Below are 14,819 nucleotides of genomic sequence, written 5' to 3' on the forward strand. Positions count from 1 at the left end.
AGCTTGCCAATACTGGCGATGTTAGCGCTAACAAGGCGCATTGTCTGCTACTCGCTCGAGCGAATGCCCAAGACACCGATTCAGGCGCTGTCGTCGCAGAACGGCAGCGGTTCAGGGCCAATTTCGAGCGGGCAACCATGCACAACATTCCTGGGGCGACACACAAACTGGCGCAGTCGATTCGCGCCGCTGGCTGGATCTTTACCGGGCTGGCGGCGTTGCCACTGCCCACGGCTTTCGCCGCCGACAGCAGCGAACAAGAGCCGACACTCAAGTCCGTCACGGTCACCGCTACCCGCCGCGAAGAGTCGCTGCAAAAGGTCCCGGTGGCGGTTTCGGTGATCGACGGCGAACAACTGGAGCGCGACAACCGCAATGGCGTGGCGAGCATCGTCCAGCAAGTGCCGTCGCTGAATTTCCGTACCGGTGCGTCGAACAAGGACACCTCGTTGTTTGTGCGAGGCGTCGGCACGATTTCCACCTCGCCCGGCGTCGAGCCAACAGTGGCGACGGTGATCGATGGCGTGGTCTATGCGCGTCCCGGTCAATCGACCCTGGACCTGCTGGATCTGGAGCGCGTCGAAGTGCTGCGCGGCCCGCAGGGCACGCTGTTCGGCAAGAATGCCTCGGCCGGTGTGCTCAACATCACCAGCAAGGCGCCGACCAACGAGACCCACGGTTACATCGACCAGTCGTACTACAGCGGCAATGAAAGCCGCACCCGCTTCGGCATTGGCGGTAGCCTGATTCCGGATACGTTGAAGGGCTCGATCAGCACCCTGGTCAGCAGCTACGACGGCAACGTCGACAACAAATACAACGGCCAGGAGGTCAACGGCTACAACCATCGCGGCGTGCGCGGCAAGCTTGAATTCACCCCGAATGACGACGTCACCTTCACCCTGATCGCCGACTACATGCAGTCCCACGACGACGGTCCCAACGGCGTCGTCAGCAAGTCGTTGACCCCGGCCTTCGCCAACGCGCTGAGCCCGGTCTATGCGAGCAACCACAACCGCGACATCAACACCGATACCCGCAGCCATGTCGAGGACACCAACAAGGGCCTGTCCGGCCAGCTCGACTGGCAACTGGGCGGTTACACACTGACCTCGATCACCGCGTGGCGCGGCTGGGACAACACCCAATATCAGGATGGCGATCGGCTGAGCACGATCACTGCAGCGTTCCCCGGCACCGCCGACAAGGGCGAGCTGGCCTTCGACCAGTACTCGCAAGAGCTGCGCCTGGCCTCGCCGAAAGGTGAGTTCCTTGAATACGTTGGCGGCCTGTTCTACATGCATGGCAAGGATGACGAGACTTATCAGCGCACCTTGACCACCACCACGCGCACCGACCGTGGCGTCGCCGATTACAGCACCACCAGCGACAGCTACGCCGCGTTCGGCGAAGCCACGTTGAACTTCACCTCGGACTTTCGTGGCATCGCCGGCCTGCGCTACACCCACGATGATCTTGAATACGATCACCGTCGCGTCTCGACCTCGGCGACCACGGTCAGTGGTATTCAACCTGCAACCAGCAGTTCCGGTTCGGTGGACGAGGACGGCTGGTCCGGTCGGCTCGGCGTGCAGTACGACCTCAGCGATGCAGTCACCACGTACCTGACCTACTCGCGCGGCTACAAAGGCCCGGCCTACAACGTGTTCTTCAACATGCAGCCGCGTGACACCGAAGCGCTGAAGCCGGAGACCTCCAACACCTGGGAGGCGGGGATCAAAGCGACGAGCTGGAACAACCGGCTGACCACCAACCTCGCGGTGTTCCACAGCGATTACGACAACTACCAGGCGAATTTTTTCGACACCGTCGCCGGGCAAGTGGTGACGCGCCTGATCAACGCCGGCAGCGTCAGCACCGAAGGCGTCGAACTCGATTACGCCTTGCAGGCGACCCAGCAACTGAAGTTCTCCGGGGCGCTGGCCTACACCCGCGCACGCATCGACCAATTCAGCTGCCCGGCGGGCGCTGCAGCCTCGTGCAACGTCAATGGCAAGCCACTGCCGTTCAGCCCGGACTGGAAAAGCTACGTGCGTGCCGACTACAGCATCCCGCTGGACAACGGCCTCGATATCGAACTCGGCACCGACTACAGCTGGCAGAGCGAAGTGCAGTACGACATCAGCCAGAATGCCGACACCAAACAAGGCGCCTACGGCATCTGGAACGCCAGCGTCGCTCTCGCCGACTACAGCAACGGCTGGCGCGTGGCACTGCTGGGCAAGAACCTCGCCGACAAGTCCTACTCACCGTTGCTGGCCAGCGGCGGCAGCTACATCTACCGCGCTGTGCCACGGGATGACGAGCGCTACTTCGGCGTGCAACTGCGCAAGGATTTCTGAGATGAGCAGACAGCTGAAACTCGGCGCGTTTCTCATGGCCACCGGGCACCACGTCGCCGCGTGGCGGCACCCGCAGGTGCCGGCGAATGCCGGGCTGGATTTCGCCCACTACAAGCGTCTGGCGCAGATTGCCGAGGCGGCGAAATTCGACACGCTGTTCGTCGCCGACAGCGTGGCCGCGCCGACCCAGGACATCGCCAGCCGCATGGCGCGCTCGGATCACTTCGAACCGCTGACCTTACTCTCGGCCCTGAGCGCGGTGACCGAGCGCATCGGCCTGATCGCCACGGCGACCACCAGCTACAACGAGCCGTACCACGTGGCGCGCAAATTCGCTTCGCTCGATCATCTGTCGGGTGGCCGCGCCGGGTGGAATCTGGTGACCTCGGACAACGCCGCCGAAGCACTGAATTTCGGTCGCGACGAACACATCGGCCACGCCGAACGCTACAGCCGCGCCCGCGAGTTTCATCAGGTGGTCACCGGGCTGTGGGACAGTTGGGAGGACGATGCCTTTGTCCGCGACAAAGCCAGCGGCGCCTATTACGACCCTGCGAAGTTGCACGTGCTGGATCACGTCGGTGAGCATTTTCGGGTGAAAGGCCCGCTGAACGTGGCGCGCTCGCCGCAGGGGCAACCGGTGATTGTGCAGGCCGGCTCATCCGAAACCGGGCGTGAACTGGCGGCACAGACCGCTGAGGTGGTGTTCACCGCGCAGACTTCGCTGGCCGGCGCACAGGCGTTCTACGCCGACCTCAAGGGGCGTCTGGCCAAGTACGGGCGCAGTGCCGACTCGCTGAAAATCATGCCCGGGGTGTTTGTCGTCGTCGGGCAGACAGAAACCGAAGCGCAGGAAAAATGTGAAACGTTTCAGCAATTGGTCGAACCGGAGGTTGGCGTCGCCTTGCTTGGGCGTATGCTGGGCAACTTCGACTTGTCGAAGTACCCGCTGGACGGCCCGTTACCGGAGTTGCCACTGACCGACAGCGGCCAGCAGAGCCGGCAAAAATTGCTGACTGAACTGGCGGGGCGGGAGAATCTGACCCTCGCCGAATTGGGCCGCAGGATTGCCGGTGGGCGCGGGCATTACAGCCTGGTCGGCACGCCGGAGCAGATCGCCGATCGCTTGCAGGAGTGGTTCGAACAGGGCGCGGCGGATGGCTTCAACGTGCTGGTGCCGCACCTGCCGGGCGGGCTCGAAGATTTCGCTAATGGCGTGGTCCCGGAACTGCAGCGGCGCGGGCTGTTCAGAACCGAGTATGAGGGCCGGACCCTGCGCGAAAACCTGGGCCTCGCCCGACCGCAAAACAGATTTGTGTAAACACCCTGTGGTGAGGGGATTTATCCCCGATGGGTGCCGAAAGCCACCCCTAAATCTGCATTCAAATTCGCGATTTTTTTTGGGACGGCTACGCCGTCCATCGGGGATAAATCCCCTCACCACAAAGTTGAAATTCACCCTCAATTTGCTGTTAATCAAACAAGAGAGGATTCGATGACTTACACCGCTGCCGAAAACCGCTACGACTCCATTCCTTACCGCCGCGTCGGCCGCAGCGGTCTGGTGCTGCCGGCGCTGTCGCTGGGCCTGTGGCACAACTTCGGCGACAGCACGCCGATCGACACCCAGCGCGCCCTGCTGCGTACCGCGTTCGACCTGGGGATCAATCACTTCGACCTGGCCAACAACTACGGCCCGCCGTATGGCAGCGCCGAGATCAACTTCGGTCGTTTGCTGCGTGAAGACTTCAAGCAGTACCGCGATGAACTGATCATTTCAAGCAAGGCCGGTTGGGACATGTGGCCCGGCCCTTATGGCCAGGGCGGCGGCTCGCGCAAATACGTGCTGGCCAGCCTCGACCAGAGCCTGCAGCGCCTCGGTCTGGACTACGTGGATATCTTCTATTCGCACCGCTTCGACCCGGACACTCCGCTGGAAGAAACCGCCAGCGCCCTCGCCACCGCCGTGCAACAGGGCAAGGCGCTGTACATCGGCATCTCGTCGTACTCCGGGGTGAAAACCCGCGAGATCGCTGCGCTGCTCAAGGAATGGAAAGTGCCGCTGCTGATTCATCAGCCGGCGTACAACCTGCTCAATCGCTGGGTGGAGAAAGACCTGCTCGACACCACCGACGAGCTCGGCACTGGCGTGATCGCCTTCACTCCGCTGGCGCAAGGTCTGCTGACCGACAAGTACCTCAACGGCGTGCCGGCGGATGCGCGGGTCAATCGCCCAGGTGGCGGTTCGCTGCAGGCTTCGCACCTGTCCGAGGCCAACATCGCGCATGTGCGCGCGTTGAACGAGATCGCCAAACGTCGCGGCCAGAGCCTGGCGCAACTGGCACTGGCCTGGACCCTGCGTGATCCGCGAGTGACCTCGGCGCTGATCGGCGCGAGCCGGCCGGAGCAGATCGTCGAGAACGTCGGGGCGTTGAAGAATCTGAGTTTCAGTGCTGAGGAACTAGCGGAGATCGACCGGTTTGCCCAGGAGGGCGGGATCAATCTTTGGGAGAAGCCTTCGACGGCGGAGTGAGTCACCCTCACCCCAGCCCTCTCCCGGAGGGAGAGGGAGCCGACCGAGGTGTCTTGCGTCGTAAATCGACATGAGAAACCGGGTCGATTATGGATTCAGCACAGATTGATCAGGTTGGCGTAATTCTGATGCATCCCCCAATCAGTCCCCTCTCCCTCCGGGAGAGGGTTAGGGTGAGGGGCTTTTGATTCTGCTCTGGGCTTCAACGCTCAGCGAAAAAACGGCACATCCCCCAACACCGTAGCCCGCTGCATCACCCGTCGTGCCGGACGGTAATCATCCACCGCGTAATGTTGGGTCACGCGGTTGTCCCAAAACGCAATGTCGTCCTGCTGCCAGCGCCAGCGAATGGTGAACTCCGGCCGGGTCGCGTGGGCGAACAGGAACTTCAGAATCGCCTCGCTCTCGGTGTCCGACAGCTCGTTGATCTTCGAGGTGAAGCCTTCGTTGACGAACAACGAACGGCGTCCGCTCACTGGGTGAGTGCGGATCACCGGGTGTGACAACGGTGGGTTCTTGCGTCGTGCCTCTTCCCACTGTGCCAGCGCTTCCGGCGTGTTGCCGTAGCGTTCCAGCGGAAACGAGCGAGTGAAATCGTGAGTTGCAGTCAACCCTTCGAGCAAGGTTTTCATCGGTGCCGACAGTGCTTCATACGCGGCAATCCCGCTGGCCCACAATGTATCGCCGCCGAACTCTGGCAGCAGTTTGGCGCTGAGCACTGCGCCCATCGCCGGCGTTGGCAGGAAGGTCACGTCGGTGTGCCAGATCGCGTTGTCGCGCACGTCGGTGACGGCGGTGTCGAGGATCAGCACTTCGGGCTGCTCCGGCACGTTCGGGTAAATCGGATGGATGTGCAGGTCGCCGAAGTACGCGGCGAAACGTGCCTGTTGCGAAGGCTCGATCGGCTGGTTGCGGAAGAACAGCACCTGATACTTGAGCAACGCCTGCTCGATGGCGTCGCGCTGTTCCAGGTTCAACGGCTGGCTGACGTCGACGCCGCTGATCTGCGCGCCGAGGGCCGAGCTTAATGGGGTGATGGTCAGGCTGCTCATGGTGGGTCTCTGGAATTCGGGTTTTGAGCTTTTGGTGGGAGCGGGCTTGCTCCGGGCGGCGTTCCGACGAATGCGGTGTGTCAGAAGACATTTCTGTGACTGATACACCGCATTCGCGAGCAAGCCCGCTCCCACAGGTTTTGGATGGCAAGTATTCAATGCGCCTGGCCGTGCCACGGCACCAGTTTGCGCTGCAGGGCGCGCAGGCCCATTTCCATGGCGAAGGCGATCAGGGCGATCACCAGAATCCCCAGCACTACCACATCGGTGACCAGAAATTGCGCAGCCGACTGCACCATGAACCCCAAACCGCTGGTGGCGGCGATCAGTTCGGCGGCGACCAGGGTCGACCAGCCAACGCCCAGACCAATGCGCACACCGGTGAGAATGTCCGGCAGGGCGCTCGGCAAAATCACATGGCGGATCAGTTGTGCGCGAGTGGCACCGAGCGACTGCGCGGCACGCAATTTCGCCGGGTCAACGGTGCGCACGCCGGTCGCGGTAGCGATGGCGATCGGCGCGAAAATCGCCAAGTAGATCAGCAGCACTTTCGACAACTCGCCGATGCCACACCAGATCACGATCAGCGGCAGATAAGCCAATGGCGGAATCGGCCGGTAGAACTCGATCAACGGATCAAGCACACCACGGGCAATACGGTTGGCGCCGATGGCGATGCCCACCGGCACCGCGGTCAAAATCGCGAAACCGAGGCCCAGACCGATGCGGCTCAGGCTCGCGCCCAGGTGCTGCCACAGAGTTGAATCCATGTAACCGGTGGTCGCCAGCAACCAGCCTTTTTGCAGCACGGCGGACGGTGGCGGCAGGAACAGCGGTTCGATCAAACCGGTGGCAGTCACGGCCCACCAGATCACCAGCAAGGCGAACAGGGTCAGCAGGCTGATCCACCGCGTACTGAGGTTGCGGCGCTGCGGTATCGCCACCGATGGGGTTTTCACTGCCGGGGCGGAAACGTCGTAACTGCTCATGCGCGCTCCTGCCGTTGAACGGCGCTGCGTTGCGAGAACACTTTGCTCAGCACGTGCTCGCGGGTTTCGATAAAACGCGGGTCGGATTTGATCGCCCGTGCCGACTCACCGGCGGCGTAGCGCTGACCGAAATCCAGCTGCAGACGCTCGACGATCTGCCCCGGATTCGGCGCCAGCAGAATCAGGTCAGTGGCGAGGAATACCGCTTCTTCGATGTCGTGGGTAATCAGGAACACCGGTTTGGCAGTGCGCTGCCAGACTTGCAGCAACAGCTCCTGCATCTGCTCGCGGGTGAATGCGTCGAGGGCGCCGAAAGGTTCGTCCATCAGCAGCACGCGCGGGTCGGCGGCGAGGGCGCGGGCCAGGCCGACGCGCTGTTTCTGGCCCCCGGAAAGTTGCCAGATGCGGCGATTTTCGAAACCGGAAAGGTCGACCAGCGCGAGCATTTCCCGGGCGATCTTTTCGCGTTTGTCCTTGGCGACACCGGCCAGTTCCAGACCGAACGCGACGTTGGCCAGCACGTCCTGCCACGGCAGCAGCGCATCATCCTGGAACACCACGCCACGTTCGGCGCTCGGGCCTTTGACCGGCACGCCGTCGAGGGTGATGCGCCCGGCGCTGGGTTCGACGAAGCCGGCAATCAGGTTCAACAGCGAAGTCTTGCCACTGCCGGACGGGCCGAGGGCGACCAGCAATTGCTGAGGCCCGAGGGTCAGGGAAATGTCCGCCAGCACCGGTTCCGGGCTGCCGGGATACTGTGCGCTGATGCGCTCCAGCTGTAGCAAGGCCATCGCAGTCCACTCCCGATCAATTGGTGATGTATTTGGCGCTGACGTACGGCGCGTAGTCCGGCAGTACGGCTTCGACCTTGCCTTGCTCCTTGAGGAACACGGCGGTGTCGGTAATGGCTTTGGTGGTCGGCGCGCCGAGTGTGATCACCTGATCAGCCGCCAGCGGGTAGACGTTGCCTTGCAGCAGCAATGGAATGTCGCTGGCCTTGGCGCCGGAGAGCTTCACCAGCTTGTCGACGTGGGACTGATCGGCGAGCCAGGCTTGTGGATCCTTGCGGTAATCGGCGTAAGCGTCGAGGGTGACCTTGGCGAACGCGGTGACGATTTCCGGGTGTTTCTCGGCGAAGTCTTTGCGCACGATCCACGCATCGAAGGTCGGCGCGCCGAACTTGGCCAGTTCACCGGAAGTGATCAACACTTTGCCGTTTTCCTTGGCCACACCGAGGGCCGGATCCCACACGTAAGTGGCGTCGATATCACCGCGCTTCCATGCGGCGATGATCGCTGGCGGCGCGAGGTTGAGCACGGTGACTTTCGACGGATCAATGTTCCAGTGTTTCAGCGCCGCGAGCAGGCTGTAGTGACCGGTGGACACGAACGGCACGGCGATTTTCTTGCCGACCAGATCCTGCGGGGTCTTGATTCCGGAACCGTCGCGCGCGACCAGCGCTTCGGCGGCACCGATCTGGGTGGCGATGAGGAAGGTTTCCACCGGAACCTTGCGGGTGATGGCGGCGGTCAACGGGCTGGAACCGAGGTAGCCAATCTGCACGTCACCGGAAGCGATGGCAGCGATGATGTCGGCGCCGTTATCGAACTTGCGCCAGCTGATGTCGGCCTTGGTGGCTTTTTCGTAGGCGCCATCGGCCTGGGCGACTTTCGCCGGGTCGACGGTGGTCTGGTAGGCGACGGTAAGGTCGGCGGCCTGCGCCAGAAAGCTCGCAGCAGCCAACGAGGCCACGGCCAGCAGGCGAAGCGGGAAATTCAGTTTCATGGGGGAGTGCTCCAAATCAGGCGACCGACGATCGGCGTGAAAGGAGACTAAATGATCTAAGAATCTAAAAATAAATAACTTTTTAGACTTAGCTTATGAGCGGAAAAATCTAAGGCGTGAGGGATTGTGGATACTTCGGATCTTGTGTCAGACGTTAGGTCTTTACCCCCTCACCCCAACCCTCTCCCCCAAGGGGGCGAGGGGGAAAGGGAGCCGATCTTTATGCTTTTCAAGGCCTGAGTTCGGCTGGATATTTCAGGTCGGCGTCAATCTCAAGAGCACCTGAATCAGTCCCCTCTCCCTCCGGGAGAGGGTTAGGGTGAGGGGCTTTTAATTACTGATCGCCAGAATGCTCGCCTGATACGACCCGACAAACACATCGAAATCGCCAACCTCGTTCTGTTCCAGCTCCGCCTGTTGCGCCAGCGACGAGCGCGCCAGCTCTTCAAACTTCGCCTGTTCATCAGCAGCCAACGGCTCGCTGCGGAAGAACTCGGCATGCGCCTGGCTCTGGCGCAGGGAGAATTGCGCGAAGCTTTCCTTGTGCTCGGCCATGGCCGCCAGCACTTGGGCCGACGGGGTCAGGGACGAATCCTTGACCTTGGCCAGTTGCGCGTCCAGCGCCTTGCTGTGTGCGTCGCCGCCATGGCTCTGATCGAGCAGGGCCGCAAGGGGAGCGATTTTTTCCAGCAGCTCGGCTGCCCAAACCTTCAGCTCGACCGCTTCGCCGTCACGCTGCAATTGCAGGCCCGGACGGCGACCTTCCTTGACCACGCTGAGGAAGTTCGAAGTGGCATTGCCGCACGAAGTGTTGGTCAGCAGCGGACTGTCGTTCAGCGCGCAGTACAGCAGGAACGCGTCGAGGAAGCGCGATTCGGTGACGTCGATGCCCATCGGCAGGAACGGGTTGATATCCAGGCAGCGCACTTCGACGTACTGAATGCCACGGGCCATCAGGGCCTGGATCGGCCGTTCGCCGGTGTAGGTCACGCGTTTCGGACGGATGTTGGAGTAGTACTCGTTTTCGATCTGCAGGATGTTGGTGTTGAGCTGTACCCACTCGCCATCCTTGTGCGTGCCGACCTCAACGTACGGCGCGTACGGCGTGGCCACGGCCTTGCGCAGGCTGTCGGTGTAGCTCGCCAGATCGTTGTAGCAAGGCGTCAGGCCGGCCTGGGCGTTGCTTTGGTAACCAAGGTCGCTCATGCGCAGGCTGGTGGCGTACGGCAGATACAAAGTATCCGGATCGAGCTGTTCCAGTTGATGCGAGCGCCCACGGAGGAAACCGGCATCCAGCGCCGGCGAAGCCCCGAACAGGTACATCAGCAGCCAGCTGTAGCGGCGGAAGTTGCGGATCAGCGCGATGTACGACGATGACTGGAAGTCGCGGTCGGTGCCGACGAAGCCCTCGGCCTCGCGCAGCAACGGCCAGAGCTTTTCCGGCAGGGAAAAGTTGTAGTGAATCCCGGCGATGCACTGCATGGTCTTGCCGTACCGCAGGGCCAGGCCCTTGCGGTAGACATACTTGAGCTGACCGATGTTGGAGGTGCCGTAATAGGCGATCGGGATGTCTTCCTCGGCCGGCAACGGGCACGGCATCGATGGACTCCACAGGTACTCGTTGCCGAGCTTGCTGTAGGCAAAGCGATGAATCTTGTCCAGGCTCGCCAGCGTATCGGCCGGATCGGGCAGGGCAGGGGTGATGAATTCCAGCAGCGACTCGGAGTAGTCGGTGGTGATCTGTTCATTGGTCAGCGCGGAACCCAAGGCTTCCGGGTGCGGCGTTTGCGCCAGACGACCTTCACTGGTCACGCGCAGGCATTCACGTTCGATACCGTGGAGGCACTGTTCGAGCAGAGAGAGGTTGGCGCGCTCGCCGAGCAGAGCCAGGCGGCGGTTGAGAAGTTCGCTCAATTTGGATTCCTTCACGCGTCAGTCGCCCCAATATGGGGGTGGGCAGGACGGTCTACAAGGGTGAAGTTGAAACTGGCGTTTTCGCCTGGTTTTTTGGGCTCACGAAGCCCCTTTCGAACCGCCGACTTCAATCCCTGAATCTGGCAGATGCACGCGAAGATTATGCGGTCCCTGTGGGAGCGGGTTTGCTCACGAATGCGGTGTATCAGTCACAGCCATGCACACTGACACGCCCCCTTCGCGAGCAAGCCCGCTCCCACAGAAAAGCTCGACGCTGCGATCACAGCGCCGAAATTAACTCAAAATGATGAACAACATCTACAGGACAGCGAACGTGCCTTGCGCTTTTGCGACCAGTTTGTCGCCCTGCATCACGTCGGCCTCGACCACCAGCGTGCGGCGGCCCGGGTGGATCACCCGCGCCGTGCACAGCACCTCGCCGTCGGCTACGGCGCGGATGTAGTTGATCTTGCACTCGATGGTCGCGCTCTGCTGATCGAAGCCGTGGGTGCTGGAACAGGCCAGCCCCATGGCGATATCGACCAGACTGAACAGCGCGCCACCGTGCAATTTGCCGCCGCGATTGCGCAGTTGCGGTTCCAGCACCAGGGCGACTTGCGCCACCCCGGTTTCCAGGCTGTGCAGGCGGCAGCCCAACAGCTTGAAAAACGCGCTCTCGACGAGCCCGGCCGGAATCTCCATCAGCGTTTCTTCAACTGCTTGGCGTTGGCGAACAGCGAAGCCATGGCGTTGTTCACCGGTGCGGCTGTGGCCGTTTCCTTGCGTGGCGCGTTGTTCGACGACTGGCGCGGTGCCGAGCCCGGACGCGAACCACGGGCACCGTCGATTTTCTCGCCCGGGGTGTCGCTCATGCGCATCGACAGGCCGACGCGTTTGCGCGGGATGTCGACTTCCATGACCTTCACTTTCACCACGTCACCGGCCTTCACCGCTTCGCGTGGGTCCTTGATGAACTTCTCCGACAACGCCGAGATGTGCACCAGGCCGTCCTGATGCACGCCGATGTCGACGAACGCGCCGAACGCGGTCACGTTGGTGACGACGCCTTCGAGGATCATCCCCAGTTGCAGGTCTTTCAGGTCTTCGACGCCTTCCTGGAACTCGGCGGTCTTGAACTCCGGACGCGGGTCGCGACCCGGTTTTTCCAGTTCTTGCAGAATGTCGGTGACGGTGGGCAGACCGAAGGTCTCGTCGGTGAACTTCTTCGGGTCCAGACGCTTGAGGAACGCGGCGTCGCCGATCAGCGAGCGAATGTCGCGGTCGGTTTCAGCGGCGATGCGCTGTACCAGCGGATAGGCTTCAGGGTGAACAGCGGAAGAATCCAGCGGGTTGTCGCCATTCATCACGCGCAGGAAGCCTGCGGCCTGCTCGAAGGTTTTCTCGCCCAGACGCGCGACTTTCTTCAGCGCTGCGCGGGTCTTGAACGCACCGTGTTCGTCGCGGTGAGCGACGATGTTCTGCGCCAAAGTCGCGTTGAGGCCGGAGATCCGCGCCAGCAGCGCCACCGAAGCGGTGTTCACATCGACGCCGACGGCGTTCACACAGTCCTCGACCACCGCATCCAGACCACGCGCCAGTTTCAGCTGCGACACGTCGTGCTGGTACTGGCCGACACCGATGGATTTCGGATCGATCTTCACCAGTTCGGCCAGTGGATCCTGCAAGCGGCGAGCAATCGACACCGCGCCTCGGATCGACACGTCCAGGTCCGGGAATTCCTTGGCCGCCAGTTCCGACGCCGAGTACACCGAGGCGCCGGCCTCGGAGACCATGACCTTGGTCATCTTCATCGCTGGATACTTTTTGATCAGCTCGATTGCCAGTTTGTCGGTTTCGCGGCTGGCGGTGCCGTTGCCGATGGCGATCAGGTCAACCGAGTGCTTGGCGCACAGAGCGGCCAGAATGGCGATGGTCTGGTCCCACTTGTTGTGCGGCACGTGCGGGTAAACCGTGGCGTGATCGAGCAGCTTGCCGGTGGAGTCGACTACCGCGACTTTGCAGCCGGTACGCAGGCCCGGGTCGAGGCCCAGGGTGGCGCGCGGGCCGGCCGGCGCGGCCAGCAGCAGGTCGTGCAGGTTGTGGGCGAAGACGTTGATCGCCTCGGTTTCGGCACCGTCGCGCAGCTCGCCGAGCAGGTCGGTTTCGAGGTGGGTGTAGAGCTTGACCTTCCAGGTCCAGCGCACCACTTCACCGAGCCATTTGTCGGCCGGGCGGTTCTGATTCTGGATGCCGAATTGCTGGCCGATCATGCCTTCGCACGGGTGCATGGTGCCCGGCAGTTCGTCGCCGACCTTCAGCGCGGAGCTGAGGATGCCTTCGTTGCGGCCACGGAAAATCGCGAGTGCGCGGTGCGACGGCATGCTTTTCAGCGGTTCGTCGTGTTCGAAGTAGTCGCGGAACTTCGCGCCTTCTTCTTCCTTGCCGGCGATCACGCGGGCGCTGATGGTCGCTTCCTGCTTGAGGAAGTTGCGCAGCTTTTCCAGCAGGCTGGCGTCTTCGGCGAAACGCTCCATCAGGATGTACTTGGCGCCTTCCAGCGCAGCTTTCACGTCGGCTACGCCTTTCTCGGCGTCGACGAAGCGTGCGGCTTCGGTTTCTGGCGTCAGGCTCGGGTCGTTGAACAGGCCATCGGCCAACTCGCCGAGGCCGGCTTCCAGGGCAATCTGGCCCTTGGTGCGGCGCTTCTGCTTGTACGGCAGGTACAAGTCTTCGAGGCGGGTCTTGGTGTCGGCGAGCTTGATGTCGCGCTCAAGGGCCGGGGTGAGTTTGCCCTGCTCCTGGATGCTGGCGAGGATGCTGATGCGCCGTTCGTCGAGTTCTCGCAGGTAGCGCAGACGCTCTTCCAGATGACGCAACTGGGTGTCATCGAGGCTGCCGGTGACTTCTTTCCGGTAACGGGCGATGAAGGGAACGGTAGAGCCTTCATCGAGTAGCGCGACGGCCGCTTCGACCTGTTGCGGGCGTACGCCGAGTTCCTCGGCGATGCGGCTGTTGATGCTGTCCATAAAACCACCTGACATATTGTGAAAGCAGGCTCGCAGGCACGGAAATAAAGGCCCGGAGTCTGGTTGAGCGGCTAGAAAATTGCCGCTGCCTGGGTCAAGAGGCAGCCCATTGACCCGTGAAATCGAACAATTACTGCGGCCACCGGGAAAAAAGCCCGGCCACCTGCGGTAACGATTCAGACGTTGCCTGGCACAAAACGCCGCGCATTATAACCAGCGTTCTGTCATTCGGGGGTGTAGCAGTCTGTAGGCATAAACCCCGGTTTTCTGGCAGTGAAGGAAAAATCTGCTAACAATGCACACGGTGCGTATAACGGCAGCTACGCCATAATGCGCGCCGAGCTAAAAGGAGCATCCAATGAGCAGCACTGCAAACAATGCTGAAGGCGAAAAAATTCTTATTGTTGACGACGATCCGGGGCTGAGCAGCCTGCTGGAACGTTTCTTCGTCAGCAAGGGCTACCGTGCCCGTGCCGTACCGAACACCGAGCAAATGGATCGTCTGCTGTCGCGTGAAGTGTTCAATCTGGTCGTCCTCGACCTGATGCTGCCGGGCGAAGACGGCCTGACCGCCTGCCGTCGCCTGCGGGCGGCGAACAATCAGATTCCGATCATCATGCTCACCGCCAAAGGCGATGAGATGAGCCGCATCAAGGGCCTGGAACTGGGCGCCGATGACTATCTGGCCAAGCCGTTCAACCCGGACGAGCTGATGGCTCGGGTCAAAGCGGTTCTGCGTCGTCAGGCCGCACCGGTGCCGGGCGCGCCGGGCAGCGAAGACGAAAATGTCACCTTCGGTGATTACGTGCTGTCGCTGGCGACCCGTGAGCTGAAACGTGGCGAAGAAGTGCACATGCTCACCACCGGTGAGTTTGCGGTACTCAAGGCACTGGTGATGAACGCACGTCAGCCGCTGACCCGCGACAAATTGATGAACCTGGCCCGTGGCCGCGAGTGGGATGCCCTGGAGCGTTCCATCGACGTGCAGATTTCCCGTCTGCGCCGGATGATCGAGCCGGATCCGTCGAAACCACGCTATATCCAGACTGTCTGGGGTGTGGGCTACGTGTTCGTACCGGACGGCGCCGCCACCAAGTGATCGGCGATTTGTAGGAGCGGGTCTGCGCAGATCGGGTTGATCGACCCTCTGCGCAGAC

At 61.8% G+C, this 14,819-nt stretch carries 11 protein-coding genes; 4 read left to right on the forward strand and 7 right to left on the reverse strand.

The window, feature by feature from the left end; all coding sequences use genetic code 11:
* The first annotated feature begins 137 nt into the window (after positions 1–137).
* The 3 genes from E4T63_RS01280 to mgrA all read left to right on the forward strand — a co-directional run bounded on the left by E4T63_RS01280 (position 138) and on the right by mgrA (position 4,896).
* On the forward strand, positions 138–2,363 hold the full coding sequence (locus tag E4T63_RS01280) for a TonB-dependent receptor (protein ID WP_135294739.1): 2,226 nt from the start codon (positions 138–140) through the stop codon (positions 2,361–2,363).
* Position 2,364: 1 nt separating this feature from the next.
* Complete coding sequence (locus E4T63_RS01285; RefSeq protein WP_135294740.1) at positions 2,365–3,684, forward strand: LLM class flavin-dependent oxidoreductase; 1,320 nt, start codon at positions 2,365–2,367, stop codon at positions 3,682–3,684.
* Positions 3,685–3,858: 174 nt separating this feature from the next.
* Positions 3,859–4,896, forward strand: a complete 1,038-nt coding sequence (mgrA, locus tag E4T63_RS01290; RefSeq protein ID WP_135294741.1) for an L-glyceraldehyde 3-phosphate reductase — start codon at positions 3,859–3,861, stop codon at positions 4,894–4,896.
* Between the two features lie 209 nt (positions 4,897–5,105).
* Here mgrA and tauD read toward each other — a convergent pair whose 3' ends face one another.
* The 7 genes from tauD to E4T63_RS01325 form a co-directional block, all read right to left on the reverse strand.
* Entirely contained in the window at positions 5,106–5,948 is an 843-nt protein-coding gene (gene tauD, locus E4T63_RS01295) for a taurine dioxygenase (protein WP_135294742.1), read from the reverse strand.
* A 155-nt stretch (positions 5,949–6,103) separates the two neighbouring features.
* Positions 6,104–6,937: a taurine ABC transporter permease TauC gene (gene tauC / locus E4T63_RS01300; RefSeq protein ID WP_098966677.1), complete on the reverse strand. Its 834-nt coding sequence runs from the start codon at positions 6,935–6,937 to the stop codon at positions 6,104–6,106.
* On the reverse strand, positions 6,934–7,728 hold the full coding sequence (tauB, locus tag E4T63_RS01305) for a taurine ABC transporter ATP-binding subunit (protein WP_027611202.1): 795 nt from the start codon (positions 7,726–7,728) through the stop codon (positions 6,934–6,936). Before tauB ends, tauC begins: the two co-directional genes overlap by 4 nt.
* 16 nt (positions 7,729–7,744) lie before the next feature.
* Entirely contained in the window at positions 7,745–8,722 is a 978-nt protein-coding gene (tauA, locus tag E4T63_RS01310) for a taurine ABC transporter substrate-binding protein (protein ID WP_135294743.1), read from the reverse strand.
* A gap of 330 nt (positions 8,723–9,052) precedes the next feature.
* Entirely contained in the window at positions 9,053–10,636 is a 1,584-nt protein-coding gene (gene gshA, locus E4T63_RS01315) for a glutamate--cysteine ligase (RefSeq protein ID WP_135294744.1), read from the reverse strand.
* 318 nt (positions 10,637–10,954) lie between these two features.
* Positions 10,955–11,338, reverse strand: coding sequence for a PaaI family thioesterase (locus tag E4T63_RS01320; RefSeq protein ID WP_135294745.1), 384 nt, complete (start codon positions 11,336–11,338; stop codon positions 10,955–10,957).
* A complete protein-coding gene (locus E4T63_RS01325; RefSeq protein WP_098966684.1) occupies positions 11,338–13,662 on the reverse strand; it encodes a Tex family protein in 2,325 nt (774 codons plus the stop codon). The genes E4T63_RS01320 and E4T63_RS01325 overlap by 1 nt, the downstream gene beginning before the upstream one ends.
* A 358-nt stretch (positions 13,663–14,020) precedes the next feature.
* Between E4T63_RS01325 and ompR the strand changes: the two genes are divergently transcribed.
* A complete protein-coding gene (gene ompR / locus E4T63_RS01330; RefSeq protein WP_003220637.1) occupies positions 14,021–14,761 on the forward strand; it encodes an osmolarity response regulator transcription factor OmpR in 741 nt (246 codons plus the stop codon).
* Positions 14,762–14,819: the final 58 nt, after the last annotated feature.

The sequence above is a fragment of the Pseudomonas fluorescens genome (assembly GCF_004683905.1).
GTDB lineage: Bacteria > Pseudomonadota > Gammaproteobacteria > Pseudomonadales > Pseudomonadaceae > Aquipseudomonas > Aquipseudomonas putida_A.

Coding starts and splice junctions, on each gene's coding strand:
- E4T63_RS01280 (WP_135294739.1), top strand. CDS start 138: ATGCACAACATTCCTGGGGCGACACACAAACTGGCGCAGTCGATTCGC.
- E4T63_RS01285 (WP_135294740.1), top strand. CDS start 2,365: ATGAGCAGACAGCTGAAACTCGGCGCGTTTCTCATGGCCACCGGGCAC.
- mgrA (WP_135294741.1), top strand. CDS start 3,859: ATGACTTACACCGCTGCCGAAAACCGCTACGACTCCATTCCTTACCGC.
- tauD (WP_135294742.1), bottom strand. CDS start 5,948: ATGAGCAGCCTGACCATCACCCCATTAAGCTCGGCCCTCGGCGCGCAG.
- tauC (WP_098966677.1), bottom strand. CDS start 6,937: ATGAGCAGTTACGACGTTTCCGCCCCGGCAGTGAAAACCCCATCGGTG.
- tauB (WP_027611202.1), bottom strand. CDS start 7,728: ATGGCCTTGCTACAGCTGGAGCGCATCAGCGCACAGTATCCCGGCAGC.
- tauA (WP_135294743.1), bottom strand. CDS start 8,722: ATGAAACTGAATTTCCCGCTTCGCCTGCTGGCCGTGGCCTCGTTGGCT.
- E4T63_RS01320 (WP_135294745.1), bottom strand. CDS start 11,338: ATGGAGATTCCGGCCGGGCTCGTCGAGAGCGCGTTTTTCAAGCTGTTG.
- E4T63_RS01325 (WP_098966684.1), bottom strand. CDS start 13,662: ATGGACAGCATCAACAGCCGCATCGCCGAGGAACTCGGCGTACGCCCG.
- ompR (WP_003220637.1), top strand. CDS start 14,021: ATGAGCAGCACTGCAAACAATGCTGAAGGCGAAAAAATTCTTATTGTT.